Raw genomic sequence first — 23,947 nt, 5'->3', positions numbered from 1 at the left:
GAGCCCGATCTACGTTACAGGCTAAAAGCCTAAGCAGCTGTGCGGCTTCCAAGCCCCTCCCTCGATGATCAGTCGAGAACTATTACTCCTGACGGAGCGATAGTCGAGATACAAGCAGCTGTCGAGCCCCGGCGAGGCTGCGTCGGCCGCGACTCGAGCTTGAATCGGCAGCGCGCCTGACGCAGCCTCGCTTGCGCTCGGCAGCTGCTACGGGGGTGGGCCTTGATGGGGTTGGTATTTGCTGTCGAGCCCCGGCGAGGCTGCGTTGGCCGCGACTCGAGCTTGAATCGGCAGCGCGCCTGACGCAGCCTCGCTTGCGCTCGGCAGCTGCTACGGGGGTGGGCCTTGATGGGGTTGGTATTTGCAGCTGTCGAGCCCCGGCGAGGCTGCGTTGGCCGCGACTCGGGCTTGAATCGGCAGCGCGCCTGACGCAGCCTCGCTTGCGCTCGGCAGCTGCTACGGTTTTGCGCGGTGTTGGATAAGGCGTTATCTACGCCCGTTCAGGTACGCCACATTGCAATGCAACGAATGGTCCGCCGAACCCTCATATGTTCACGAGTAATGTTTAACGACGACAGGTACCGAGCTTATGACCGCGGCTGAAAACAACCATGTGAACTGGCTGGTGGAACAATCGATGCTGCACGCGGCACGCCAGCGCGCCAAGCTCTATTCTGGCCAGGGCCGGTTGTGGCAACAGCCGTATGCGCAGACCCGGCCGCGTGATGCCTCGGCCTTGTCGTCGGTGTGGTTCACCGCCTACCCGGCGTCGATTGTGACGCGCGAGGGCGGTACGGTGCTGGAGGCACTGGGGGACGAGACGCTGTGGCATGCGCTGTCGAAGATCGGCATCCAAGGCATCCATAATGGCCCACTGAAAAAATCCGGTGGCCTTACCGGCACCCAACACACGCCGACCATCGACGGCAATTTCGACCGCATCAGCTTCGAGATCGACCCGCAGTTGGGCACCGAGGCGCAGTTGCAAGCGTTGACACGCATGGCCGCAGCCCATAACGCGGTGATCATCGACGACGTGATTCCGTCCCACACCGGCAAGGGCGCGGACTTTCGCCTGGCGGAGATGGCCTACGAGGATTACCCCGGCCTTTACCACATGGTGGAGATCCGCGAGGAAGACTGGCCGTTGCTGCCCGACGTGGCCGAAGGCCGCGATGCGCAGAACCTCAGCCCGCTGCAGGTCGATGCACTGCGCGACAAGCACTACATCGTCGGCCAGTTGCAGCGGGTGATTTTCTTCGAGCCCGGCGTCAAGGAGACCGACTGGAGCACCACGCCCGTGGTCATCGGCGTGGATGGCAAACCGCGCCGCTGGGTGTACCTGCACTACTTCAAGGAAGGCCAACCGTCGCTGAACTGGCTCGACCCGACCTTCGCCGCGCAGCAGATGATCATCGGCGACGCCTTGCACGCCATCGACGTGATGGGCGCGAAAATCCTGCGCCTGGATGCCAATGGTTTCCTCGGCGTGGAACGCACCCTCGATGGCACGGCCTGGTCCGAGAGCCATCCGCTGTCGATCACCGGCAACCAACTGCTGGGCGGGGCGATTCGCAAGGCCGGCGGTTTCAGCTTCCAGGAGTTGAACCTCACGGTGGACGACATCGCATCGATGTCCCATGGCGGCGCCGACCTGTCCTATGACTTCATCACCCGCCCGGCGTACCAGCACGCGCTGCTGATGGGCGATGCCGAATTCCTGCGCCTGATGCTGCGCGAAATGCACCGCCAGGGTATCGACCCCGGCTCGCTGATCCATGCGTTGCAGAACCACGATGAACTGACCCTGGAACTGGTGCACTTCTGGACCCTGCACGCCCACGACACCTTCCTTTACCAGGGCCAGACGTTCCCCGGCAATATCCTGCGCGAGCACATCCGCGAGCAGATGTATGAGCGCCTGGCTGGCGAACACGCACCGTATAACCTCAAGTTCGTCACCAATGGCGTGTCCTGCACCACCGCCAGCATCATCACGGCGGCGCTGGGCATTCGTGACCTGGAGGCGATCAGCGCTACCGATATTCAGCAGATTCTCCAGATCCATTTACTGCTGGTGATGTACAACGCCATGCAGCCGGGAGTGTTTGCCTTGTCCGGCTGGGACCTGGTAGGTGCGCTGCCGCTGGCGGCCGATGAGGTCGCGCACTTGATGCAGGATGGCGATACGCGCTGGATTCATCGCGGCGCCTACGACCTGGTGGACCTGAACCCGGACGCAGAGTTGTCGGCGGGCCAGATGCCGCGCTCGAAAAGCCTGTACGGCAGCCTCAACAGCCAGTTGCAGGACCCGGAGTCGTTTGCCTCGCAACTGCAAAAAATCCTCGCCGTGCGCCGTGCCTACGACATCGCCGCCAGCCGCCAGATACTGGTGCCGGACGTACAGAACCCTGGCCTGTTGATCATGGTTCACGAATTGCCTGCCGGCAAAGGCACGCAAATCACCGCGCTGAACTTCGGCGCCACGCCGATTACCGAAACCTTGCACCTGCCGGACATCGCGGCGGGGATGGTGGTGGACATCATCAACGAACGGGTAGAAGGGGACCTGACGGCGGAGGGTGAGTTCACCATTACCCTGGATGCATACGAGGGCTTGGCGCTGCGGGTTATCGGCAGCACGCCGATGTAACCCCCAATCCTCCAGGCACTGAAGAACCCAATGTGGGAGGGGCGTACACTTCACCGCGCCTCCAGGCTCGCCAGTGCGGCGTTGCTCTGTGAACAGCTGCGCCAGGACCTGACGAGTCTTATTCGAATGGCTGAACCGGGCCTTTCAACTCGATTTGATTGTCGTCAGGATCATTGAGGTAAATCGACAGCCCTGATCCCTCTGCTCCATAGCGCATGACGGCCTTTTCAGCGCGGACACCGGCATCAGCCAAGTGGCTGAGAATGGCCTGTTCGTCAAATGGCTCAACCCGCAGGCATACGTGATCGACGTTGTGCCCTTGCTTACCGGCGGGCTGTCCACCCTGGCGCCCGATCTGCCCATTCACATCAACCAGGTCAATCATGGATGCCCCTGCGCTCAGGTGAATCATGCCAAGGTCGTCACGGCGCTTTTTGACCTCACACCCCAGTACAGATGTGTAGAAAACCAGGCTGCGCTCAATGTCCTGCACCCGCAGCACCACGTGGTCTATACGTTGAATTGAAAAACTGCGCATAACGGTCCTCCTGTGGCATGGCTGACAGGGGTACCCCTCAACTGTCAACGCGTCAGATGGATAACCTCCCCGATGCACGACGACACCGCAACCGCCTGGAGGCAATCGAACGGGCCTGCCGGGCCGGATTGCAATGAGGTATTCACGCGTGGAGAGGCCTCGTTTTACTTCACGTAATGTGCACCACGAATACCGGCAGCGCTCCACTATTTCAAGTCTGGTTCGCGCTTCGTATCGAATCGGATGATGCCCCCCTTGTCGATATCAGGCGTTCGAGTGGCGTTATCAGGCTATTTCGAGGGGGCGCGTGCCGCGTACTGTGACCTGTCATTAAGAAACGATGATCGCCTGACCCTCCAGTCAGTACGTCTTAACGTCGATCACAGAGAATAAAAACAACGATGAATAGCCTCAGTTCCAAGGATTCCAACGGCCAATTGGCGCAGGGCTTCAAGCCGCGTCATGTCACCATGCTCTCCATCGCAGGCATCATCGGCGCGGGGTTGTTTGTCGGGTCTGGGCACGCCATTGCGGCGGCGGGTCCGGCCGTGATGCTGGCGTATCTGTTTTCCGGCCTGTTGGTGGTGCTGGTCATGCGTATGCTGGGGGAGATGGCGGTGGCCAATCCGGACACCGGCTCATTCTCGACCTACGCTGACCAGGCCATCGGTCGCTGGGCCGGGTTTACGATCGGCTGGTTATACTGGTGGTTCTGGGTACTGGTTATTCCCATCGAAGCCCTGGCCGCCGGGCATATCCTCAACCAGTGGTTCCCGCAGGTCGACGCTTGGCTGTTTGCCTTGTTGTCGATCTTTTTGTTGGTGATCACCAACTTGTTCAGCGTCTCCAAGTACGGCGAATTCGAGTTCTGGTTTGCCATGGCCAAGGTCGTGGCTATCATCGGCTTTATCGGCCTGGGAGGCGCGGTGTTGATGGGCTGGATCCCCGAGCGGGAGGCCAGCGGCTTGAGTCGCTTGATGGAAGAACACGGTGGTTTTGCACCTAACGGCTTGTCTGCGGTGGTCGGGGCATTCATTACCATCATGTTCAGCTTTATCGGCACGGAAGCCGTCACCATTGCGGCTGCCGAGTCCAATAACCCGGCGCAGAATATCGCCCGGGCCACGCGCTCGGTGATGTGGCGTATCGGCGTGTTCTACGTGTTGTCGATCTTTGTGGTGATTTCCGTGGTGCCCTGGAATGACCCGCTGTTGGCGTCGGTCGGCTCTTACCAGCGCGCCCTGGAGCTGATGAACATTCCCCACGCCAAGTTACTGGTGGACGTGGTGGTGTTGATCGCCGTGGCCAGTTGCATGAACTCGTCGATCTACATTGCTTCGCGCATGCTGTATTCCCTGGGCAAGCGTGGGGACGCGCCCGCGCTGATGAAAAAGACCTCGGCAGCGAGTGTGCCAAGGGCCGCCGTGGTCGCCAGCACGGTCCTCGGTGCCGGCGTGACCTTGCTCAGTTACTTCATGCCAGCCGGTCTGTTCCAGTTTCTGCTGGCCAGTTCTGGCGCCATCGCCTTGCTGGTGTACCTGGTGATCGCCGTTTCGCAACTGCGCATGCGCAAGGTCCTGCACCGCCGCAATGTCACGCTGACGTTCAAGATGTGGCTGTTTCCCTGGCTGACCTGGGTGGTCATCGTCTTCATCTGTTGCGCATTGGCGGTGATGCTGCTGACACCCGAGCATCGCTTCGAGGTGTCTTCGACGATCGTCCTGGCCTTGCTGATTTCCTTGGTCGGCGTCGTGACTGCACGACAACCCGAACACGCGCGCAAGCCGATGCCGGTCGCCTCGCAGCCATGAACGCTCGCCCGGTGACCCGCCTGGTGTTTGTGTTGCTGGACCAGTTCACCCTGATTTCACTGGCGTCTGCGGTAGAGCCGCTGCGCATGGCCAACCAGCTATCAGGCCAGGAACTTTACTCTTGGCACACTGCTAGCACCGACGGTAATCCGGTATGGGCAAGCGATGGCATGCCGATCACACCTGATTGTTCGATAGGCAGTGCGCCTGGCGCCGATATCGTGCTGGTGTGCGGCGGTACGGGCATTCAAGGCACGGTGACCGACGCGCTGATGAAGTGGTTGCGTACCCAGGCGCGTTATTCGAAGCGTCTGGGTGGTATTTGTACCGGCAGTTGGGTGTTGGCCCGGGCGGGGTTGCTCGACGGGTTTGAATGCAGCGTGCACTGGGAATGGCTGGCGGCGATGCAGGAAGCCTTTCCACGGGTGAGCCTCAGCTCCAGCGTGTTTACCCTCGACCGCGATCGCCTGACCAGCTCGGGCGGTACCGCGCCCATGGATATGATGCTGCACTTGATCGGGCGTGAGCATGGGCACGAGTTGTCGGCGGCGATTTCGGATATGTTCGTGTACGAGCGCATGCGCAATGAGCAAGACCATCAGCGCGTACCGCTCAAGCATATGCTGGGCACCCAGCAACCGAAGCTGCAGGAAATCGTCGCGCTGATGGAGGCTAACCTGGAAGAGCCGATCAACCTGGATGAATTGGCGGAGTATGTGGCCCTGTCACGTCGCCAGCTTGAGCGGATGTTCCAGAAGTACCTGCACTGTTCACCCTCGCGCTACTACCTGCGGTTGCGGCTGATCCGCGCGCGCCAGTTGCTTAAGCAAACCCCCATCTCGATCGTGGAGCTGGCTGTGCTCTGCGGGTTTGTGTCCACACCGCACTTCTCCAAATGCTACCGGGAGTACTTTGGCGTGCCGCCCAGCGACGAGCGCCTGGTGACGGCTGGAGAGCGGGCCATCGTCTTGAAGCCGATGATTCGCGCCGTGACGATGCCGATGCCGATGAATACCTTGGAGCAGGCGCGGGGAGAGTCGACGTTTGCCAGTATCCGGCTCAAAACCCGGAACTGACAGCAGAATGCGTGGGTGTGAGTATTGCGCCTTGAGTTTCAGGAGCCACTCACACCGGGTTCAAACCCTCATGAATGCCTTGATTCTCTCGCCGCACTGATCGGCACGAATCATCCCAGGCTCCGCATCCAGCGCAACCAGGCCGTCCTCCATGAAAATCACCCGGTCGGAAATGGACAGGGCGAAGTCCATCTCGTGCGTCACGATCAGCATGGTCATGCCGTCTTTTGCCAAGTCGCTGATGACCTTGAGCACGTCGCCCACCAGTTCCGGGTCAAGGGCTGACGTCGGCTCATCAAACAGCATGATGTGGGGATCCATGGCCAATGCGCGGGCGATTGCCACGCGTTGTTGCTGACCGCCAGACAACTGATGCGGATACTTTTGCGCGTGAGCCAGCAGTCCGACCTTGTCCAGCAGGGCGTAGGCGCGCTGCTCGCTGATGAGCTTGTCGAGGCCGTGATAGCGCGGTGCGAGGGTAACGTTGTCGAGAATGGTGCGATGGGGAAACAGGTTGAAGCTCTGGAATACCATGCCGATGCGCTGTACCCCACGGCGTACTTGTTGCGTGTTGGTGTTGTCACCGGCGTGGATATAGCTTTCGCCGAACAGAATGATCTCGCCTTGATCGATGCTTTCCAGGGCGTTGACGGTACGGATCAGCGAGGTTTTGCCCGATCCCGACGGACCAATGATGGAAACCACCTGGCCCACATTTACATCCAGGTTGATGCCCTTGAGCACAGCGTGCTGGCCGTAGCGCTTGTGAATGTTGACCAGTTGCAGGGCGGGTGCCGAGCCGGGCCCGGACGCTTTACCCGCGCTTGCCGCAGGGCGCACCGCCGGTGACGCGCGTAGACGCTGCACGCTGATGTCATCCAACGTTTGGGGGGTGCGGTTGTTGAGTTCCAGGTGTTGCTCCAGCCAATGAAACAGCCAGCCGAGCACGGTCACGATCAGCACGTAATACACCGCTACCGCCGACAGGGTTTCCATCACCAGGAAGTTTTGCGCGTAAAGGCGTTGGCCCACGGTCAACAGTTCGGTCAAGGAAATCACCGAGACCAGCGAGGTCAGTTTTACCACGGTGATGTATTCGTTGATCAGCGTCGGCAGGGAAATGCGGAACGCCTGTGGGATCACGATCAGACGCTGCAAACCGAGCAGGCCGATGCCCAGCGCGCGGCCGGCTTCTTTCTGTCCTTTGGCCACCGATATCAGGCCGCCACGGTGGATTTCCGCCATGTAGGCCGCTTCGGTGACCACCAATGCCAAGAGGCCGGAATAGAACGCGTTGGAGAGTACCCCACGAGTGACCGGGAACATCTGCGGCAGGTTATAGACGAACACCACCAATACCAGCAGCGGCACGCTGCGAAAGAACCAGATATAAATTGACGCCGGCACGCTGATCCAACGCGCCGCCGAAAGCTTGGCCGAAGCCAGCAGGAAGCCCAGCAGCATGCCGATGAACCAGGCCAGCGTGCTGAGCTCCACCACCGTAATGCAGGCTTTCCAGAAGTCCGCGACCGAAAACAGAGAAAAAAAGTAAGGCCATTCAAATTGCATGTGTATCTCCAACTGCTGGCGTCGACACAGGCTTCACCTAGGCCGGGCAGTCAAGCGAAAGCCGCCGACTGTGGAAGCGACTTCGCTCCCACAGGGCTGCACTGAGTCAGTTAGTCGGTTCTTCCAGGTTGTATTTCTTCAACAGGGCGGCGTATTCACCTGATGCTTTGCTCGCATCAAAGGCCTTGAGCAATGCCTGATAGAGCGCGTCGTTGCCTTTCTTGACGTAAATACCCAGCGTCTGCTGATAGATCGAGTGCTCGGTGCTCACCACGACGCGGCCCTTGGTACGTTCTGCGATCATGCCGGCGGCGCCGTCGATCTCCACCTGAGCCTGCACGTTGCCGGAGAGCAGCGCCTGGGTTACTTCCGGTGCGGACGGGAACTCGCTGACCATAATCGCGCCCTTGTTATTCGGGGTGCAGTAGTCCGTCGAGAGCGTGTTGAATTGCGTCACCCACGTGGTGCCTTTTTCCAGGCCGACTTTCAGGCCGCAGAGGTCTTCCGGTACTTTCGGTTTCAGCGGGCTGTCTTTAAGCACCATGATCGCTGCGCCGGTCTTGGCGTACGGGATGGTTTGCGCTTGCGTCTGCCGCTGGGGAGTGATGTACATGCCGGAGATGATCGCGTCGTAGTGACCGGCGTTCAGGCTGAGGATCAGGTTGGAAAACTTGGTGTCAACGAAGTCGGCCTTGAGGTCCAGGTGCTTGGCGAGCAGGCGCGCCAGCTCGGGGTCGGAACCGACGACGTTTTTATGTTCGTCGTATGACTCGAAGGGCGGATAGGTGATTTCCATGCCGACCTTGAGTACGCCGGGTGTCACCGTCGTTGCGGCATGGGCGCCGGTCGCACCAAGGAGTGCGACGGCCAGCAGGGTCAAGCGGACAGCATTATTGATTGGATTGCGCATCATCGATGACTCCACGTCGGTAAAGTAGGGCTGGGCGGGTGGTTAAACAGGGGGTGGGACCAGGCTGAGGGTTGCATCAGGACGCGTCCTGCGCCTGGCTCTTCAAGTGACCGAAGCTCGATGGCTTGCGCGCTTTCTCGTACAGCTTGAGTTCGCCCCGTTCGACTTTGCGGCGCAGGTACTGATAGGTCTGCAACGCTTGGCCGAACATGTGCTCACCGATGGTGATTTCCTCGTAATCCTTAGCGCCTTCAAGAAACTGCGGCAGTGGCTTGATCTGCGTATGGAAGTCGCACGCGTAGAAGAGTGGGAAGGAGTAGCGCTCTTCGCTGACGGTTCGCACTCGGTGAGCCGTAGCGACGAACGTACCTGCGGTCATGACCTCCAGCATGTCGCCGATGTTGACCACAAAGGCTCCGTCCACGGGCGGCGCATCAATCCATTGCCCCTGATCGTTCATCACCTCGAGGCCTGGCTTGTCGGCAAGCAAAATGGTGAAGCACTCGTAGTCGGTATGCGCACCAATGCCTGGCGCGTCTTGAGCGGCCAGGTCAAATGGGTAGTGAATCAGGCGCAGTTTCGACGGTGGGCGGGTAACCAGTGCCTCGAAATAGTCCTCTTCCAGGCCCAATGCGAGCGCGAAGCCCTTGAACAGGCGGCGACCCAGCGCAAACACAGCGGCGTAGTAGGCTTCGACGGCGGGGCGAAAACCCGGCAGGTCTGGCCATTCATTGGCGCCGATCAATGGGGTCCCGGCCTTGACCAGCGGATCGTCTTCGCCCACTTCAAAACCGACATCGAAGGCTTCCTTGTGATCGGGCTTGCCTTTGGCATAGACCTCTTCGCCTTCAGGCACAAAGCCCTTGTGGCTGCGGGAGGTGCCGATGTAATGCTGCATCTTGTACTCAAGGGATTGCGCAAACAGGTCCTTTGCCGCGTGACGCAAGCCGTCGATCAGCGACGACTCGATGCCGTGGTTCTGGATGTACAGAAAACCGACGGCGCGGGCGGCGTTACCGAGCTCTTCGGCCACTGCCTGGCGCTGGGTGATGTCGTCGCTGTACAGCCCGGCGATGTCCACCAGCGGAATGCGATTGAAGTTGGCGGCCTTTGGCGTTTTGTCAGGCATGAGGTAACGCTCCTTATCGAGTTGAGGCACCGCTGAAATGCCGAAAATGCTCGCGCTCGGTGTTGGCCATCCACACGTTCAGCGACCACAGGTCGGCCACCGGCACATTGGTGAAGGGCAGGTGATGCAGATAACCGTCGGCACCGAACTCCGGGGTCAGCGTGCTGACCTGATAGCCGCGATTTTCCTGGGATCGCCAGATGGCCTCCCAATGTTGCTGATGGAAGGCAAGCGCTTGGGTGTACTCGGGGGCGGCGGGGTGGGGAACCTGGGGCCCTTGGTCATAACCGACCCGGGCTTGAATGTGGTGAACGCGTTCGACGAAGGCGCTGAGGTCGTCTTGCGGATCGTTGAGCAGGCGCTCGCAGGTGACGACCCAATGACTGATGTCACTGGTGAAGCGCAGGTCCGGCAGTTGACGAATCAGCTCGAGGGTGACCCAGGGGTTGAACAACGAGCGCGCACGATGGGTTTCAAAGGCGCACACCTGGCCGTGCTTGCGCGCGACGTCCATCGCGCGGCCAAAGAAGTCGACTTGCTGTGCCAGTGGCCAGCGGTCGTTGCCAGCCAGCAGGTTGACGAAGCGCGGCGACAACTCAGCCGCCCAAGCGAGTTTTTTATCGAGGTCCAGAAGGTGTTCGTCAACGCTCGCCGATTGTTCCGGCAGAACATCGTAGGCGCTGAAGACCGTACTGATATAGCTGACATGGTTGGCGCGTAGAAAGGCTGCGAACTCGGCGCGTTCACTGGCGGTCATGGGCAGGCGAGCTTCCATGCCATCGAACCCGGCTTCAAGCAGCTCTTCGAGCGCTTGTGCCTTGGTCGCGGTGTAGCCCCACAACGTTCGGAATATTTCCAACTTCATCGATCTGCTCCAAAGGTGCCTTCGCATGATTGACACGGCGGCGTTGCGGCGCTAACCGAAACGCACAAAAACGGCAGTGACAATCAGAAAAAGCAATCTTCGGGCCGCATCTCTGTGGAAAGGCTCCTTTGTTGCCGCCAATAGTAGGGAGGGGCGGTTGGCGGAAAGAATAGGGAAGTGCAAATAGATAGTTCAGAGATTTCTAAACTATTGAGGGCGGCGGGGTACGCTGGGCACGCGCGTCCATTCGTCTGTTGCCCGGCACTCTGGGCGCCTTGGCGTTTCTCAATTTTAAGCGCGGATACCCCGAGCCTAAGAACGGAGAGCCAGCATGGAAATCAATGAAAATGCCCCGGGCAACCTTTCACAGCAGGCGGTAACGCGCGGCACGGACAACGAGACAGGGCACGACCCCAGGCGTGATGAGGATAAGATCCCGCTGCCGCCGGACGACGACGCCCCCCTTGAAGAGGATATGTCTGACGTGGACGCTGCCGATTCAGTGGCGAGCGAACACCCCGATAACTGACGTGTGCTAGATCTGAGAGGCAGGCGGCTGTAGGGCCGCCTCCTGCTCGATGGCTACTGGGCGTTCAGCCCGTCAAGAAACGCTGTGTGTTGCAACGTCCTGGAAAACATCGGCAGCGTGAAGCGTTCGGCGGCCTGTTGTTGTTCGTCCGTGAAGGTCGCGGTGCAATCGATCAGGGTCACCACGTTATAGCCCTTCTCATAACCCGATCGAACCGTGCCTTCGACACAGCAATTGGTCAGGAAACCCGCCACCGCCAGGGTCTGGATGCCATTGTTGCGCAGCACCAGGTCCAGGCCCGTGGTGGCAAAACCGTCGAGCCCACGCTTGCCCTCCACGAGGATGTCGCCGGCTTCCCGGGTAATCGCCTCGCTGATCTCGGCGCCCCAACTGCCCGTGCGGAAAGCGCTGCCGTCGGCAACGCCCTTGAGAATCCCATAGTCGCGGGTGGTCAGCTCCGGATAGCCCTCGGCGAACTGGATCGGCAGGTGGATGATCTTCACCCCGAGCCTGCGCGCCTGCTCAACCGTGGTGGCGGTGTTCGCGAGCATATTGGAGGTGTGCATGACGTCCTTGACGGCGTCATGGAACACGCCGCCTTGGGTGGTGAAGTCGTTCTGGTATTCGATCAGGACCAGGGCCGTGCTGTGCGGGTTCATGGTGAGTCTCCGTTACGTGGCGATAAGCGTCTTAGCATAGTCCGCCTTAAGTGAGCGCTCCTCATCGCGGCTCAGGATGGCGTTATGCGTTAAAACTCGGTTATGACGGTGACACCTGCCGTTTCAAACCGGTCCATATTTGTCAACGCATCGATGGACTGCTCCAGGCTGATGGTTTTACCCACGAGTTTTTCCGGCGCCAGCTTGCCTGAGGTGATCATCTCGATCATGGCGCCGTAGCGATGCGCTTGCATCCCGTGGCTGCCGTAGATCTCCAGTTCGTGGGCGATGACCTTGCCCATGGGGATGGCCGGCGTGGCGTGATCAGCGAGCATCAGCCCCACCTGGACGTGCTTGCCGCGACGGCGCAGATTGTTGATGGAGTTGAAACACGTGGTTGGGTGGCCCAATGCGTCCAGCGATACGTGGGCACCGCCTTGGGTGATTTCCAGCACGGCTTCGGTGACGTCCGCGACGCACTGGGCATTAATGGTGGCGACAGCGCCGAGCGCGCGTGCCAGGTCGAGTTTTTCCTGGGATATATCGATGGCGATCACGTTCGCGCCAATGGCTCGGGCGATCATCACGGCAGACAGGCCTACGCCTCCGCAGCCGTGAACCGCTACCCACTGACCGGCGCTGACTTTGCCTTGGTCAACGACTGCACGGAACGAGGTGGCGAAGCGACAACCCAGGCTGGCAGCGGTAGCGAAGTCCATGCTCTCGGGCAGCGCGACCAGGTTCAGATCCGCCTGGTGGATACCGACGTATTCGGCAAAAGAACCCCAATGGGTGAAGCCTGGCTGGAACTGCGTGTGGCAGACCTGCTGATTGCCGCTGTTGCACTGCGCACAAGCACCACAGCCGCCCACGAACGGTACGGTCACACGGTCGCCGACCTTCCACCGCGTGACGTCGTTGCCCACCTCGGCCACGATGCCCGCCAGCTCATGGCCCGGTACATGCGGCAGTTCAATGTCGGGGTCATGACCTTTCCAGCCATGCCAGTCGCTGCGGCACACCCCGGTGCCAAGCACCTGGATCACCACGCCATGACGTTCCGGAGACGGATCTGCCACGTTCATCAGGCGCGGCGGCTTGGAAAAGGCTTCGTAGACGACTGCTTTCATGCAAATTACCTTTGGTTGGAGGGGCGATCCAGGCATTGCCATTATGAATGAACGCCGTGAAATTACCCTTCAAGTTGCAATTGACTGAACGCAAGAGCTGAAATTAACCTTCATTTTTAAGCCGGCATGTGAGGAGTTATTTCATGATTGAGCAGCTCGATAAGGCGGACATTGCAATATCGGAACGTCTGCAGCGCGACGGCAAGCTGTCGAATGTCAAGCTGGCCGAGCAGCTGTCCCTCAGCGAAGCGTCCTGTTGGCGCAAGCAAAGACGGCTGGAAGAGTGCGGGGTTATCGAGGGGTACCAAGCCATTCTCAATCGAAAGAAACTCGGGCTTGGCCTGAAGGCCTTTGTTCAGATCTCTTGCACTGATCACAGTGAACAAGCCACGGCAACGTTTGAAAAGATTATTCAGGCGGCGCCACAGGTCCTGAGTTGCCATAACACAACGGGCGAGGCGGACTTTCTACTTGAGGTGGTGGCACGGGACTTGGACAGCTATAGCCGCTTTGTCGAAAAAGTGCTGAGGACGCTCCCTGGCGTTTCAAGTATTCGCTCGAACCTCTCCCTGCGAGAGATGAAGACCACTAATCGACTGCCCGTCAGCGAACTCTTGAGTATCTGAAGGCTGTCAGGCCGGGCGCGAAGGCCCTGGTCCTGTCTTCCAGGCGAGCTGACGGTAATGGTGCATGTGGTCGTCAGCCAAGTGATGGATGTCCCAATCAGGCAAGATGCTTAACCAGAGCCAGAATGCTCGATGAATAGATCCCAAGGATGCGCGATGATATTGCAACACCGGCCAGTGAAGGCGGATGACATTAAAACTATCTGTAGTTTTCCCCTGAACGCTCGGGAACTGTTTTATATGTTCCCGAAAGCTAAATACCCGCTTACTCAAACTCAGCTTTCTAACGCAATCGCTCAACGATTCAACTCGACGGTTGTTGAGGCCGGAAACAAGGTTGTCGGCTTTGCTAACTTTTATAGGGCTGAACCGGGTGGGGTTTGCTGTATCGGCAATGTCATCGTTGCCCAAGAGGTACGAGGAAAGGGCGTGGCGACCTTCATCGTGGAGACGATGACTGCGCTGGCGTTCGACCGCTATGACGCCACAGAGGTCCAGCTCTCGTGTTTCAATGAAAATACCGCAGGTTTGCTGCTTTATCCGAAACTGGGCTTCTTGCCCTTTGCTGTCGAAGAGCGAGTTTCCCCGGATGGCCGTAGATCAGCACTTATCCATATGACTCGCAGCAGAGTGGCGCGATGATACTCACCCTGAAAGGCTCAGTCCCATACCGCGCCATAAGCGTCATACATACCTATTACGCGCATTCGCGTATTCAACCTGAGGGCTAAGCGGCGACTGGGTATTCCGACTCAGGCGTTCATGCAACAGCTTCTGTAGCCTTGCTTCAGGTCGGCAGAACGCCGGAGAAATGAAATTGCGGAGCAAAAAGATAAGGGCCTGCATGAAGTTCATCATGCAAGCCCTTGATATATATGGTGCCCGAACCCGGAATCGAACCGGGACGCCCTTACGAGCGGGGGATTTTAAGTCCCATGCGTCTACCAGTTTCGCCATTCGGGCGGTAGCGCGTTGTTGCAGGGTTGGGAATATATAGATCCAGGCGCTTCGGCGCAAGGTCGGGTTGCCGCTTTATTGCATCAGGGGACGCGCGAAAAAGCTTGGCAGATCAGTGATCTACATCGGCTTTAACGGGAGATTCAGAGGATTGCTACAGTGCGGGAACAAGTTGCATAAATGACAGTCATAGCGATATGCCATCCCGGCAGTCTGGAAAGGAATCAGTTGATGCTCAGTGTTCGCAAGCGCTCTTGGATGGTGGTTGTAGGCGTCATGGGACTGTTGGCCGGTACGGCACAGGCTGGGAGTCCGGTGAAGTGGGGGGATTTCAGTGCGTCAGCGGGTGACCGGTTGACGGGGGCTTCGCTGGAGGCAGGTAACCAGTATGTGTTGAAGACGTCGAGCATTTCGGTGGGGGATATTGAACAGCTGCAAGCTGCGCAGAAACGCACCGATAGCGAAGTGCAAGGCCTGAAAAGCAAGCTGGAAGGGCAGGACCGTGCGTTCGATGAGCTCAAGCGCAAGGACGGTTCGAGTTCCAGTTCCAGTGACAGCCAGTTGGCGAGCCTCAAGCGCACGGTCGAGGATCAGAAAAGCACGATCGAACGGCAGAAAAGTGACATCGATGGCTTGAAGCGCAGCCTGGACGATCTCAAGCGCAGCGTCGATACCTTGAGCAGCAAGGTCAAGTAGCCTGGCCGCTGCGACATTCGGTCAGTCATGACCTTGGATGCGGGTGTAAGGTAGGGCGTGTAACGCTGGGAAATCTCAGGAAAGCGAGGTGACTATGAGCGCTCCACTGCTGAAGAAACTGCATCTGAATGGGTACGACATCGTGCAGGTCAATTTCGGGCCATGGCGGGTGTGTACGCCCCAGGACCGGCTGGCGTCGTTTAATTCCCGTGAACAGGCACTGGCGTATGCCGCCACGTTGCCGGGGTACCAGGCACGCAACAGGCCGGTGTCCAATGATGATTGATTGAAAACGAAGCCCCGGTTTGACCGGGGCTTCTGCGTTTCTGGCTTATACGAACGGTTGTGCGCCGAAGCCACGTGGCAGGCGTTGCAGCCCTGGCAATCCGGTCAGGTGCTGCGTCCACGCACTGCGCCAGTCGGTGCTGATGTGGGTCTTGGCTTGGCGCGAAGCACGGCGAGCGGCGTTGCGCTGGTTGCGGCGCGCTTCCTTGTAGGCATCGGTGTTGCGGCAGGTGCGGCATTTGACCCGGTTCAGCTCGGTGCTGGAGGGCAGGCTATTGCCGTGATGGCCGCAGGCCAGATGCCCGGCAACCTTGAAGTGAATGACCATGCAAGCGTCTCCTTCTTATTGGGTACGCGCATCGGTAAACCCACAATGCACGCGGGGAGGGCGGGGATTAAAAATCCCGGCCCCTGAGATTACGACCCCACGGGCGCAGCAGCGTTCAGCACTCGAAAGCTTCGAGCAACTGCCGCAACCCCAGGAATTTGCCCGGTTGTTGCAGGCCTATGCCGAGTTCAGTGCTCGCTGAGTTCAGTCAATCAAGGCGAGCAGGTCTGTGTCGCCTACATCCTGCCCGGCCTGGGTCAGGAGCGTCGTGACCTGGCCCCGGTGGTGGGTCTGGTGATTGAAAAAATGTACCAGCAGGTCGCCAAACGGCTTGCTGGCCGCCGCGCCGAGCATGTTGTGGTAGTGCAGGCGATGGTCGAGGTCGGGCTCGCGCAGGGTGTGGACCCAATCGATGATCAACTGGTCCAGCCAACGGCGCTGGGCCGCGAGTTCACCCAGGTCGGCGAACGCCAGTTGCTTGAGGTCCGGCGGGGTGGCAATGGCGCTCAGCGGCGCCAGCGCCGCATAGCCGGCGGGGTGCAGGGCAAAGCGTTTGAGCCAGACGGTGTCGCCCAACGTGAGGTGGTTGAGCGTGCCGAAGATCGAGCCGAAAAACGCTTGGCGGTCCACGCGCAATTCATCGTCCGTGAGCTTGGCGGCCGCGTCATAGACCTTGCGGTTCATCCACTGGTTGTAGGTCGCCAGCAGCGCCATTTGTTCGATACGGTTCACGTGCTACGTCCCTCGTTGGCAATGGTGCCGCCATCATAAGGCAATCAACTCGACGCCCCGCAGTTGCAACGGCACCTCGCTTGAATGCAGTTTTCTACCGTCAGTACCGAAACGCCGCTGGCTCTGGCCCGGCAGACCATTCCGGATGTGTCATCACCACCCGGCTGGGCGACCGCCACCGTTTAGAGTTCATTCAGACAAGAGGCGCTCGAAAGTTACCCGATATATAACTTCATATGCCGCGTGCGGCGAGAACGGCCAGATAGATCAATACCAAACCGCAGGCGCCATAACTGATGCGCTGCCAAGTGGGCGATGCATTCTTGCGCAGCAGGTTGACCAGTGCGGCGATCAGAAAGCATGACAGCACCGAAGCCAACATGAATCCGGCGAAAAACATCAGCGTCTGCCCATGGCTGGGCGTGGCACCGACGATGCCTGTCAGCGCGCTGCCCAATGCCCCCCAGTAGACGATGTTTTTCGGGTTGGCGAGGGAGATTGCCGCGCCCACGGCCAGCGCGTTTTGTCGGGTACTGGTCGGCGCGCTGTCCGCTTCGGGCAAGTGCCAGGCGTCGATCAGGCTGCGTATGCCCAACCAGGCCAGGTACAACGCACAAATCACCGTCAGCGGTACGCGCACCGCGTCATGCTGGATCAACAGCGCGATGCCGGTGAGGCCGATCACCGCCCAGACTGCGTCGCCGACCAGCGAGCCAAACTGCACCAGCAAGGCGGGTGTGAAACCGTGGAGTAAGCCACGGCGCAAGGTCTCTGCCAGCACGGCGCCGGGGGAGAGGCAAAACACAAAACCGAATACCAGCGCGTAAAAAAAGATCGTCAGCATGCCCGCGTTCCTTCAAGTGATGGCGGGCAGTGTGCGGGTGCAGAGGCGGGGTGTCTTGAACCAGATTGCGCTGTTCAGCCCTTCAGCGCGCTTTGGTAGCGGCCCGGTGTAATGCCGTAGGCCGCGCGAAAATGCCGATTGAGATGGCTTTGGTCCGCGAAGCCCAGGTCATGGGCCACCGTGCTGGCCGCCATACCAGTGCGCAACAGGCCCTTGGCGCGCCGGGTGCGCAATTGCATGGCCCATTGACGCGGGCTGAGCCCGGTTTCTTTCTGAAAGGTGCGCAGCAGGTGGAATTTCGATAGCCCCAGCTCATCGCCCAGCCGGTCCAGAGGCAGTGCTTGATGCAGGTGTTCGGCGAGCATTTCCTGGGCACGGCCAATCAGGCTTTTGCCGGTTGTTGCGCTACCGGGCACGCGCACGCCGCTGAGGCTGACCACGTCACCGAGCAACAGCACCAAGGCGTCTTCGCTTAACTCGCGGAGCAACGCATCACTGCTCAATGCGCCTTTTACCGCTGCCGCCAGGCGCTGCGCCAGGTCCGGCTGAAAACACAACGAGCGATCAAACTCCAGATGCGTCAGGCCCAGGTCATTGGCCAATTGATCCGCCGTGACGTACAGGCTGACAAACTGCCAAGGCGCGCCATCCGCCGCACCGCCGCCCTGAATCTGGCCTGGGTTATACAGGGTGATGGAGCCCGGCCCGGCCTCGAACTCGCGGCGATCCAGCCACACCTTTTCCTCGCCCACCAGGTTCACGCCGATCACGCACTCGTCGTGGCTGTGGCGGGCAAAGTTCAGGCCGGTGCAGGTGGTGCTGCTGATTTCGTAATGGCCCAGCCAGGCGTGTTGAAGGGCGCTCATCGAGTTGGCTCGTTCAGGGGCAAAGGCTGAGGATACGCCGGCAACGCGGTTCAAATCGACCGTTGATTGACCCGTTGAGAGAGTTGCTCGGCGCTTTCCCTGCGCTCCGAATAACGGTCTACCAGGTCCGGGCGGTCACGCAGCAGCAGGGTGAACTTCAGCAGTTCTTCCATCACGTCGACAACGCGATCATAAAGGGCTGAAGGTTTCATGCGGTCCTGGTCATCGAACTCCATGAAGGCCTTGGGCACCGAGGACTGATTGGGGATGGTGAACATGCGCATCCAGCGGCCCAGTACGCGCAGCTGATTGACGGTATTAAAGGACTGCGAGCCGCCCGACACTTGCATCACCGCCAGGGTCTTGCCTTGGGTCGGGCGGACGGCGCCAAGGGCCAGCGGCACCCAATCAAGCTGTGCCTTGAACACCGCCGACATCGAGCCGTGCCGCTCGGGGGAGCACCAGACCTGGCCTTCGGACCATTGCATCAGTTCCAACAGCTCCTGCACCTTGGGGTGGTCACTGGGGGCGTCATCGGGCAACGGCAAACCGCTAGGGTTGAAGATGCGGGTCTGCGCACCGAAGTGTTGCAGCAGGCGCGCGGCTTCTTCCACCAGCAGGCGGCTGAACGAGCGCTCGCGGGTCGAGCCGTAGAGCAGCAGAATACGGGGCGGCTGGGCCGAACCGGCAGGCTGGATCAAGGTCGTGTCCAGGTTGGGCAGGGTGGTCATAAATGCTCCGGTTATAACAGCGCAATGCGCTCGAGTTCTGCTTTCAGTTCAGCAGGGCTGAGCTGGCCGAAGGGCAGGGCGAAAAACGCCCGGCAACGGGTGGCGATGGTCGCCAGCGTGGCGTCGAACGCGGCCTGGATGCTGGCCTCGTCACCTTGAGCGTCCGAAGGATCTTCCAGGCCCCAATGCGCCTTCACCGCCGGCCCGAAATACACCGGGCAGGCTTCGCCGGCCGCCTTGTCGCAGACGGTGATGACCAGGTCCGGCGGGCTGCCTTCAAACGCGTCATTGCCCTTGCTGTACAACCCTTCGGTGCTGATACCCGCCGCCTGCAACGTGCTCAGGCTGCGCGGCAGGACTTGGCCCTTGGGGAAGCTGCCGGAGCTGATCGCGGCGAAACCCTCTGGTGCCAGGTGGTTGAACATCGCTTCGGACAAGATGCTGCGGCAGCTGTTGGCGGTGCACATGAACAGGACTTTCATTGCGGTCTCTCCTTTAAATACTCAGGCGCAACGCAAGGGCGGCGAGGGTGATCAACAGCACCGGCAAGGTCAGCACGATCCCGACCTTGAAGTAGTAGCCCCAGGTGATGGTGATGCCTTTGCGCGCCAGGATATGCAGCCACAGCAGGGTGGCCAGGCTGCCGATAGGGGTGATTTTCGGGCCCAGGTCGCTGCCGATCACGTTGGCGTAGATCATTGCGTCCTTGACCACGCCCACGGCATGGCTGGACTCGATGGACAGCGCGCCGATCAAGACTGTCGGCAGGTTGTTCATCGCCGAGGACAACAATGCTGTCAGCACGCCGGTGCCCATGGCCGCACCCCACACGCCGTAGGTGGCGAAGGTATCGAGCCAGGTCGCCAGGTAAGTGGTGAGGCCGGCGTTACGCAAGCCGTAGACCACCAGGTACATCCCTAAGGAAAAGATCACGATCTGCCACGGCGCTTCCTTCAGCACTTTGCGTGTGGAGATCTTGTGGCCCTTGGCGGCGATCACCAGCAGGAGTACGGCGCACACGGCGGAAATCGCGCTGATGGGAATGCCCAGCGGTTCCAGGGCAAAACAGCCGATCAGCAGGATGCCCAGCACCCACCAGCCGGCGCGGAAGGTGGCGCGGTCGTGGATTGCGCTGGCGGGGTCGGCCAGATCGGCGGGGTCGTAGCTCTGCGGAATGTCGCGGCGAAAGAACCACAGCAAGACCGCCAGGGTGGCGGCGACGCTGACAAAGTTGACTGGCACCATGACGGCGGCATATTCGTTGAAGCCGATCTTGAAGTAGTCCGCCGAGACGATATTCACCAGGTTCGACACCACCAGCGGCAGGCTCGCCGTGTCGGCAATAAACCCCGCCCCCATCACAAACGCCAGGGTGGCGGTCGGCGAAAAACGCAGCGCCAGCAGCATCGATATCACGATGGGCGTGAGAATCAGCGCCGCGCCGTCATTGGCAAACAGCGCCGACACCAACGCCCCGAGCAGCACCATATAGGCAAACAACCGCCGGCCACGCCCGCGTCCCCAACGCGCCACATGCAGCGCTGTCCAGGCAAAGAACCCGGCCTCATCCAGCAGCAGGCTGATGATGATCAGCGCGACAAACGTCCCGGTGGCATTCCAGATGATGTGCCACACCACGGGGATGTCAGCCAGGCTGATCACGCCACAGGCCAGGGCCAGGATCGCCCCCATCGTGGCGCTCCAGCCCACGCCGAGGCCCTTGGGCTGCCAGATGACCAGAACGATGGTGAAGATAAAAATGGCAACTGCGACAAGCATGAATAAACGCTCCGATGGCTCAGCAGCAGGTGCTGGCCCGTTGTGGTCTGTCGCCCATTGCATCCAGGCGCTGTGCGTCGTTATGCAACCATGGCTGGTTGGCTTTAAGGGTGATGTCCAGCACCTGGGTCACCCAATCGGGGAGTGCCGGGTTGATGCGGTAGTAGATCCATTGGCCCTGGCGACGATCCAGCAACAACCCGCAACTGCGCAGTTGCGCCAGATGGCGGGAGATTTTTGGCTGGCTGTCGTCCAAGGCATGGATCAGTTCGCACACGCAAAGTTCGCCTTCACGCTGAATCAATAACGTCAGGCGCGCCCGGGTCGCATCGGCCAGGCATTTGAACAGGGTGGGCGGTGAGATGAGGTCCGACATGGGCAGGGCCTGTATATATGGAGATTCGAATATACGTATTTCCATATATGTCAGTCAAACCCTGTTTCAATTGATATGGATCAACGCTCGGGAAAACTGCCACAAGTGATTGAAATTAAAATGAAACACGAATGTCCTAAAGTGCCTCCCCATTGCTGATGAAGGAAGACCCCGCGTGACCCGTGCCACTCGCAACCTGCGCAAGACCCTGGATTCCGTCGCGGAAAATAACGAAACCGCGGCCTTCGACCTGATGCGCGCGGTCGAAAAACTCGGCGATGAAGTGCTGCGCCAGCGCTTGCTCAACACCATCCACCGGCTCAACCAGGACGCTCACGAACTGCGTGAAGCGCGGGATTCGGTGGAGCAGGTGTCGGTCCGGCTCGCCTGAGCAAGATCGTTCAAGACAAGCTCCATCTTGCGCTGGCATGCTTGTCGACTGTCTGTCGATGAGCTGTTTCCATGCCTGCTGCCTTACCTCATTACGCTTTCGCTCGCGGCGCAATCGCCGTCATTCCCTTGTCCCTGGCCTGTGCGCCCTGGGGGCTGCTGGCCGGCTCCATGGCCATCGATGCGCAATTCACGCCGCTGCAAGCCCAGGGGTTGTCCGCCATTGTGTTTGCCGGCGCTGCGCAGTTGGTCGCCATTGGCATGGTCAAGAGCGGCGCCAGCCTGATCTCCATCGTACTGACCACCTTGCTGCTGACCTCCCAGCACCTGCTCTATGGCATGCACCTGCGTCCGGTTCTTTCGCCGCTCAAGACGCGCTGGCGCATGAGCCTGGGCTTTCTGCTCACCGATGAGTTTTTTGCGCTGGTCAGCCACTATGACCGCGAAACCTTTAATCGCTGGTATGCCCTGGGCGTCGGCCTGACGTTTTACATCATCTGGAACCTGTTTACCCTGGCCGGCATCGTGCTCGGCAAAAGTATCCCCGGCCTCGACCAGTTGGGACTGGAGTTCTCCATCGCCGCCACCTTTATCGCGCTGATTACCCCGGTGGTGCGCGACGTGCCGACGGTGGTCTGCGTGGCGGTGTCGCTGCTGTGTTCGGTGTGGTTGAGCTTCCTGCACTGGGAGTCGGCAGTGGTGGTGTCGGGTGTGCTGGGCATGAGCGCAGGGTTTGCCTGCAAGCGATTGGGAGTAGGGCAGCGATGATTTACCTGATGATTGTGGCCATGGGCCTGGTGGTTTTTTTCAACCGCTATTTGTTTATCGAGCCGCGCCTGCCGGTGCGCCTCAACCGTGGGGCGCGGGAATTTCTCGGCTTTGCGGTGCCGGGTATGCTCACGGCGATCTGCGGGCCGATTATTTTCCTGGCTGATCATCAGCTCAACCTGAGCCCGGCCAATCCGTATTTGCTGGCAGGTATCTGTGCGGTGGCGTTGATGTTCTGGACGCGCAATGTGCTGCTCACCGTGCTGCTGAGCATGGCGTTGTTCTACCTGTTTCGCTGGTGGCTCTGAAGCGCAGGCGAAAAAAAGCCCGCGGGAGGGCGGGCAGAAGGGAGACTTCTAAAAATGAGCCAGGCCACTATGGGCGGCAAATTCTCCCCCCACAGTGAAACAAAGTTCATGGGGGCGTCAGTCAGCCCTGCGGCAATGGTACAGTCGCGTTTTTTCCAACGAGGCAATGGCATGCACAAGGTGGTAATGGGCGCATTGGTAGTGGTAGCACTGTCCGGTTGCGCGGGTTCGAAGATGAACGAGGCGCGCCTGGGTGCTCCCTACAAGGCCATGGCATCGGACAAGGCCACCCTGGTGGTTGCCGAGTGCATCCAGTTTGGCTGGCAGGATGAAAGCGTGTTTGGCGTCGACGCCGGTGGCTTCAAAGAGCCGAACGGGGCCGGTGGTTTCACCGTCTACACCACGGGTGGCGATTACTTCGTCGACGTGCAAAGCGCCGGTGCCGGTTCGTCCGTCAAGTACTACGCCGCTGAAGATACGATGCCCGCCAAACGTCGTTTGGCCGCACTCGCGACGTGTCTGTAAGCCGTTGCCTTAGTCTTTTTAGGAAATGCCCGGCGGGACAGCCGCCGGACATTCGCTTATGATTCACTCCGCCCGCCCGACACGATGGCTCTTTACCAGTACACGGACGTCGAGGCCTAACCGTCGGGCGGGCATCTTTGGTTCCTTATCGCGGCATAAAGCCCAAATGCCAGCGTCGGGGAATCTTCAGCGACACCAGCCCCAATACGCCCGCCAACACGCCGCTGACCATCAGCGCCTTCAGCCCCATGTGCTGCTCCAGCAACGCGCCGATCACCGCGCCGACAAACATCCCCGCCCATGGAATCAGTTGTACCCGCCAGCCGTTGCGGCGTTCCCCCAGCATCCAGCGTCCCAGCCCGCGGCCAAAGCGTGACAGCGCGCCGGTGACGTAGGTAAGCCCCACCGGCAAGCCGTTGACCTCTTCCACGGCCGCGTTGAGCATGCCCATCGCAATGATCGCCGCCAGCAGCGCGGGTAATGTGTCGGCGAAGGGCAACACGGCTGCGCCGCAGAGCAACGTTGCGATACACAGCAACAGGGGCAGGGCATGGCGCCGGCTGAGGCGGCCGACCACGACCCCCAAGGCGTTACCGGCGACGAATGTGGCGACCAGCAACAACAGGCGTGCGGTCAAACCGAGATCTCCAACGCTGATAGCCACTGCCAGGCGTGTGGTGTTGCCGCTCATGAACGAAACAAAGTCGCCACTGGCCATAAAGCCAATGGCGTCAGTCATACCTGCCAATACCGAAAGGCTGGCCACCAGCATCAGGCCGACGCGGCCGCGCCAGCGCTTTTGGTGGGCCAGTGCGGCATTGGCATAAGGCTTTTGGGGCGAAGGCAACATAGGGCCGGGCTCCTCGG

General features: G+C 60.0%; 28 protein-coding genes and 1 tRNA gene. 12 read left to right on the top strand and 17 right to left on the bottom strand.

Annotated features, from left to right (window positions below; genetic code table 11):
- Positions 1–589: 589 nt before the first annotated feature.
- A complete protein-coding gene (treS, locus tag AB1462_RS18655; RefSeq protein WP_367247593.1) occupies positions 590–2,653 on the top strand; it encodes a maltose alpha-D-glucosyltransferase in 2,064 nt (687 codons plus the stop codon).
- 118 nt (positions 2,654–2,771) lie between these two features.
- Here the strand turns inward: treS and AB1462_RS18650 are convergent, their stop codons facing one another.
- Complete coding sequence (locus AB1462_RS18650) at positions 2,772–3,191, bottom strand: VOC family protein (RefSeq protein WP_367247591.1); 420 nt, start codon at positions 3,189–3,191, stop codon at positions 2,772–2,774.
- 401 nt (positions 3,192–3,592) lie between these two features.
- On the opposite strand from AB1462_RS18650, the gene gabP reads away from it, so the two are divergent.
- Positions 3,593–5,002, top strand: coding sequence for a GABA permease (gene gabP, locus AB1462_RS18645; RefSeq protein ID WP_259191221.1), 1,410 nt, complete (start codon positions 3,593–3,595; stop codon positions 5,000–5,002).
- A complete protein-coding gene (locus tag AB1462_RS18640) occupies positions 4,999–6,078 on the top strand; it encodes a GlxA family transcriptional regulator (protein ID WP_259191219.1) in 1,080 nt (359 codons plus the stop codon). The genes gabP and AB1462_RS18640 overlap by 4 nt, the downstream gene beginning before the upstream one ends.
- A gap of 60 nt (positions 6,079–6,138) precedes the next feature.
- Here AB1462_RS18640 and AB1462_RS18635 read toward each other — a convergent pair whose 3' ends face one another.
- The 4 genes from AB1462_RS18635 to AB1462_RS18620 all read right to left on the bottom strand — a co-directional run bounded on the left by AB1462_RS18635 (position 6,139) and on the right by AB1462_RS18620 (position 10,551).
- Positions 6,139–7,647, bottom strand: a complete 1,509-nt coding sequence (locus tag AB1462_RS18635) for an amino acid ABC transporter permease/ATP-binding protein (protein WP_367247590.1) — start codon at positions 7,645–7,647, stop codon at positions 6,139–6,141.
- Positions 7,648–7,753: 106 nt separating this feature from the next.
- Complete coding sequence (locus AB1462_RS18630; RefSeq protein WP_259191495.1) at positions 7,754–8,557, bottom strand: ABC transporter substrate-binding protein; 804 nt, start codon at positions 8,555–8,557, stop codon at positions 7,754–7,756.
- Between the two features lie 76 nt (positions 8,558–8,633).
- On the bottom strand, positions 8,634–9,686 hold the full coding sequence (locus tag AB1462_RS18625; RefSeq protein ID WP_090403771.1) for a 2-oxoglutarate and iron-dependent oxygenase domain-containing protein: 1,053 nt from the start codon (positions 9,684–9,686) through the stop codon (positions 8,634–8,636).
- Between the two features lie 13 nt (positions 9,687–9,699).
- A complete protein-coding gene (locus tag AB1462_RS18620; RefSeq protein ID WP_259191217.1) occupies positions 9,700–10,551 on the bottom strand; it encodes a sugar phosphate isomerase/epimerase in 852 nt (283 codons plus the stop codon).
- A 331-nt stretch (positions 10,552–10,882) separates the two neighbouring features.
- Here AB1462_RS18620 and AB1462_RS18615 point away from each other — a divergent pair, with 331 nt between their 5' ends.
- Positions 10,883–11,080, top strand: a complete 198-nt coding sequence (locus tag AB1462_RS18615) for a hypothetical protein (RefSeq protein ID WP_259191215.1) — start codon at positions 10,883–10,885, stop codon at positions 11,078–11,080.
- 53 nt (positions 11,081–11,133) lie between these two features.
- Here the strand turns inward: AB1462_RS18615 and AB1462_RS18610 are convergent, their stop codons facing one another.
- Both AB1462_RS18610 and AB1462_RS18605 read right to left on the bottom strand, forming a co-directional pair.
- The gene (locus AB1462_RS18610; protein ID WP_367247587.1) at positions 11,134–11,739 is read right to left on the bottom strand and encodes a cysteine hydrolase; all 606 of its coding nucleotides are present in this window, start codon (positions 11,737–11,739) and stop codon (positions 11,134–11,136) included.
- A gap of 89 nt (positions 11,740–11,828) precedes the next feature.
- Positions 11,829–12,869 carry a zinc-dependent alcohol dehydrogenase family protein gene (locus AB1462_RS18605; RefSeq protein WP_367247586.1) on the bottom strand — a complete coding sequence of 347 codons (1,041 nt, stop codon included), beginning with the start codon at positions 12,867–12,869 and terminating at the stop codon, positions 11,829–11,831.
- Positions 12,870–13,012: 143 nt separating this feature from the next.
- Here AB1462_RS18605 and AB1462_RS18600 point away from each other — a divergent pair, with 143 nt between their 5' ends.
- A complete protein-coding gene (locus tag AB1462_RS18600) occupies positions 13,013–13,495 on the top strand; it encodes an Lrp/AsnC family transcriptional regulator (RefSeq protein WP_090403781.1) in 483 nt (160 codons plus the stop codon).
- Between the two features lie 156 nt (positions 13,496–13,651).
- Positions 13,652–14,137, top strand: a complete 486-nt coding sequence (locus AB1462_RS18595; RefSeq protein ID WP_315336271.1) for a GNAT family N-acetyltransferase — start codon at positions 13,652–13,654, stop codon at positions 14,135–14,137.
- A gap of 234 nt (positions 14,138–14,371) precedes the next feature.
- Here AB1462_RS18595 and AB1462_RS18590 read toward each other — a convergent pair.
- A tRNA-Leu gene (locus AB1462_RS18590) sits at positions 14,372–14,458 on the bottom strand.
- Between the two features lie 225 nt (positions 14,459–14,683).
- Between AB1462_RS18590 and AB1462_RS18585 the strand changes: the two genes are divergently transcribed.
- Complete coding sequence (locus AB1462_RS18585) at positions 14,684–15,148, top strand: hypothetical protein (protein WP_090403942.1); 465 nt, start codon at positions 14,684–14,686, stop codon at positions 15,146–15,148.
- A gap of 94 nt (positions 15,149–15,242) precedes the next feature.
- The gene (locus tag AB1462_RS18580; protein WP_027606617.1) at positions 15,243–15,434 is read left to right on the top strand and encodes a hypothetical protein; all 192 of its coding nucleotides are present in this window, start codon (positions 15,243–15,245) and stop codon (positions 15,432–15,434) included.
- Positions 15,435–15,479: 45 nt separating this feature from the next.
- Here the strand turns inward: AB1462_RS18580 and AB1462_RS18575 are convergent, their stop codons facing one another.
- The 8 genes from AB1462_RS18575 to AB1462_RS18540 all read right to left on the bottom strand — a co-directional run bounded on the left by AB1462_RS18575 (position 15,480) and on the right by AB1462_RS18540 (position 21,089).
- Positions 15,480–15,761 carry a hypothetical protein gene (locus AB1462_RS18575; protein ID WP_090403944.1) on the bottom strand — a complete coding sequence of 94 codons (282 nt, stop codon included), beginning with the start codon at positions 15,759–15,761 and terminating at the stop codon, positions 15,480–15,482.
- Between the two features lie 204 nt (positions 15,762–15,965).
- Positions 15,966–16,493: a DinB family protein gene (locus AB1462_RS18570; RefSeq protein ID WP_090403946.1), complete on the bottom strand. Its 528-nt coding sequence runs from the start codon at positions 16,491–16,493 to the stop codon at positions 15,966–15,968.
- Positions 16,494–16,725: 232 nt separating this feature from the next.
- Positions 16,726–17,337 carry a LysE family translocator gene (locus AB1462_RS18565; protein ID WP_259191150.1) on the bottom strand — a complete coding sequence of 204 codons (612 nt, stop codon included), beginning with the start codon at positions 17,335–17,337 and terminating at the stop codon, positions 16,726–16,728.
- A gap of 74 nt (positions 17,338–17,411) precedes the next feature.
- Positions 17,412–18,203, bottom strand: a complete 792-nt coding sequence (locus tag AB1462_RS18560; protein WP_090403951.1) for an AraC family transcriptional regulator — start codon at positions 18,201–18,203, stop codon at positions 17,412–17,414.
- 50 nt (positions 18,204–18,253) lie between these two features.
- On the bottom strand, positions 18,254–18,934 hold the full coding sequence (arsH, locus tag AB1462_RS18555) for an arsenical resistance protein ArsH (RefSeq protein WP_259191147.1): 681 nt from the start codon (positions 18,932–18,934) through the stop codon (positions 18,254–18,256).
- 11 nt (positions 18,935–18,945) lie between these two features.
- A complete protein-coding gene (locus AB1462_RS18550) occupies positions 18,946–19,416 on the bottom strand; it encodes an arsenate reductase ArsC (RefSeq protein ID WP_367247584.1) in 471 nt (156 codons plus the stop codon).
- Between the two features lie 13 nt (positions 19,417–19,429).
- On the bottom strand, positions 19,430–20,713 hold the full coding sequence (locus AB1462_RS18545) for an arsenic transporter (RefSeq protein ID WP_090403957.1): 1,284 nt from the start codon (positions 20,711–20,713) through the stop codon (positions 19,430–19,432).
- A gap of 19 nt (positions 20,714–20,732) precedes the next feature.
- Positions 20,733–21,089, bottom strand: a complete 357-nt coding sequence (locus AB1462_RS18540; protein ID WP_090403959.1) for a metalloregulator ArsR/SmtB family transcription factor — start codon at positions 21,087–21,089, stop codon at positions 20,733–20,735.
- Between the two features lie 175 nt (positions 21,090–21,264).
- Between AB1462_RS18540 and AB1462_RS18535 the strand changes: the two genes are divergently transcribed.
- The 4 genes from AB1462_RS18535 (at position 21,265) to AB1462_RS18520 (ending at position 23,080) form a co-directional block, all read left to right on the top strand.
- On the top strand, positions 21,265–21,480 hold the full coding sequence (locus tag AB1462_RS18535; RefSeq protein ID WP_025856028.1) for a hypothetical protein: 216 nt from the start codon (positions 21,265–21,267) through the stop codon (positions 21,478–21,480).
- Positions 21,481–21,551: 71 nt separating this feature from the next.
- On the top strand, positions 21,552–22,247 hold the full coding sequence (locus AB1462_RS18530; protein WP_315336124.1) for an AzlC family ABC transporter permease: 696 nt from the start codon (positions 21,552–21,554) through the stop codon (positions 22,245–22,247).
- Positions 22,244–22,555: an AzlD domain-containing protein gene (locus AB1462_RS18525; RefSeq protein WP_090403964.1), complete on the top strand. Its 312-nt coding sequence runs from the start codon at positions 22,244–22,246 to the stop codon at positions 22,553–22,555. The genes AB1462_RS18530 and AB1462_RS18525 overlap by 4 nt, the downstream gene beginning before the upstream one ends.
- Before the next feature lie 171 nt (positions 22,556–22,726).
- A complete protein-coding gene (locus AB1462_RS18520; RefSeq protein WP_090403966.1) occupies positions 22,727–23,080 on the top strand; it encodes a hypothetical protein in 354 nt (117 codons plus the stop codon).
- 145 nt (positions 23,081–23,225) lie between these two features.
- Here AB1462_RS18520 and AB1462_RS18515 read toward each other — a convergent pair whose 3' ends face one another.
- Positions 23,226–23,930: a YoaK family protein gene (locus AB1462_RS18515; protein WP_090403968.1), complete on the bottom strand. Its 705-nt coding sequence runs from the start codon at positions 23,928–23,930 to the stop codon at positions 23,226–23,228.
- Between the last annotated feature and the right edge of the window lie 17 nt (positions 23,931–23,947).

The sequence above is a fragment of the Pseudomonas sp. SB113 genome (assembly GCF_040754745.1).
Taxonomy (GTDB): domain Bacteria; phylum Pseudomonadota; class Gammaproteobacteria; order Pseudomonadales; family Pseudomonadaceae; genus Aquipseudomonas; species Aquipseudomonas grimontii.
The sequence above is the reverse complement of the archived record's forward strand: the minus strand, read 5'-3'. Positions and strand labels throughout refer to the sequence as shown.

Excerpts from the sequence above, each read along its gene's own strand:
- AB1462_RS18620 (WP_259191217.1), bottom strand. The coding sequence starts at position 10,551 with ATGAAGTTGGAAATATTCCGAACGTTGTGGGGCTACACCGCGACCAAG.
- AB1462_RS18605 (WP_367247586.1), bottom strand. The coding sequence starts at position 12,869 with ATGAAAGCAGTCGTCTACGAAGCCTTTTCCAAGCCGCCGCGCCTGATG.
- AB1462_RS18530 (WP_315336124.1), top strand. The coding sequence starts at position 21,552 with ATGCCTGCTGCCTTACCTCATTACGCTTTCGCTCGCGGCGCAATCGCC.
- AB1462_RS18545 (WP_090403957.1), bottom strand. The coding sequence starts at position 20,713 with ATGCTTGTCGCAGTTGCCATTTTTATCTTCACCATCGTTCTGGTCATC.
- AB1462_RS18635 (WP_367247590.1), bottom strand. The coding sequence starts at position 7,647 with ATGCAATTTGAATGGCCTTACTTTTTTTCTCTGTTTTCGGTCGCGGAC.
- AB1462_RS18625 (WP_090403771.1), bottom strand. The coding sequence starts at position 9,686 with ATGCCTGACAAAACGCCAAAGGCCGCCAACTTCAATCGCATTCCGCTG.
- AB1462_RS18585 (WP_090403942.1), top strand. The coding sequence starts at position 14,684 with ATGCTCAGTGTTCGCAAGCGCTCTTGGATGGTGGTTGTAGGCGTCATG.
- AB1462_RS18615 (WP_259191215.1), top strand. The coding sequence starts at position 10,883 with ATGGAAATCAATGAAAATGCCCCGGGCAACCTTTCACAGCAGGCGGTA.
- AB1462_RS18515 (WP_090403968.1), bottom strand. The coding sequence starts at position 23,930 with ATGTTGCCTTCGCCCCAAAAGCCTTATGCCAATGCCGCACTGGCCCAC.
- AB1462_RS18630 (WP_259191495.1), bottom strand. The coding sequence starts at position 8,557 with ATGCGCAATCCAATCAATAATGCTGTCCGCTTGACCCTGCTGGCCGTC.
- AB1462_RS18550 (WP_367247584.1), bottom strand. The coding sequence starts at position 19,416 with ATGAAAGTCCTGTTCATGTGCACCGCCAACAGCTGCCGCAGCATCTTG.
- AB1462_RS18525 (WP_090403964.1), top strand. The coding sequence starts at position 22,244 with ATGATTTACCTGATGATTGTGGCCATGGGCCTGGTGGTTTTTTTCAAC.
- arsH (WP_259191147.1), bottom strand. The coding sequence starts at position 18,934 with ATGACCACCCTGCCCAACCTGGACACGACCTTGATCCAGCCTGCCGGT.
- AB1462_RS18520 (WP_090403966.1), top strand. The coding sequence starts at position 22,727 with ATGCACAAGGTGGTAATGGGCGCATTGGTAGTGGTAGCACTGTCCGGT.
- AB1462_RS18580 (WP_027606617.1), top strand. The coding sequence starts at position 15,243 with ATGAGCGCTCCACTGCTGAAGAAACTGCATCTGAATGGGTACGACATC.
- AB1462_RS18595 (WP_315336271.1), top strand. The coding sequence starts at position 13,652 with ATGATATTGCAACACCGGCCAGTGAAGGCGGATGACATTAAAACTATC.
- AB1462_RS18600 (WP_090403781.1), top strand. The coding sequence starts at position 13,013 with ATGATTGAGCAGCTCGATAAGGCGGACATTGCAATATCGGAACGTCTG.
- AB1462_RS18540 (WP_090403959.1), bottom strand. The coding sequence starts at position 21,089 with ATGTCGGACCTCATCTCACCGCCCACCCTGTTCAAATGCCTGGCCGAT.
- AB1462_RS18565 (WP_259191150.1), bottom strand. The coding sequence starts at position 17,337 with ATGCTGACGATCTTTTTTTACGCGCTGGTATTCGGTTTTGTGTTTTGC.
- AB1462_RS18575 (WP_090403944.1), bottom strand. The coding sequence starts at position 15,761 with ATGGTCATTCACTTCAAGGTTGCCGGGCATCTGGCCTGCGGCCATCAC.
- gabP (WP_259191221.1), top strand. The coding sequence starts at position 3,593 with ATGAATAGCCTCAGTTCCAAGGATTCCAACGGCCAATTGGCGCAGGGC.
- AB1462_RS18650 (WP_367247591.1), bottom strand. The coding sequence starts at position 3,191 with ATGCGCAGTTTTTCAATTCAACGTATAGACCACGTGGTGCTGCGGGTG.
- AB1462_RS18560 (WP_090403951.1), bottom strand. The coding sequence starts at position 18,203 with ATGAGCGCCCTTCAACACGCCTGGCTGGGCCATTACGAAATCAGCAGC.
- AB1462_RS18640 (WP_259191219.1), top strand. The coding sequence starts at position 4,999 with ATGAACGCTCGCCCGGTGACCCGCCTGGTGTTTGTGTTGCTGGACCAG.
- treS (WP_367247593.1), top strand. The coding sequence starts at position 590 with ATGACCGCGGCTGAAAACAACCATGTGAACTGGCTGGTGGAACAATCG.
- AB1462_RS18610 (WP_367247587.1), bottom strand. The coding sequence starts at position 11,739 with ATGAACCCGCACAGCACGGCCCTGGTCCTGATCGAATACCAGAACGAC.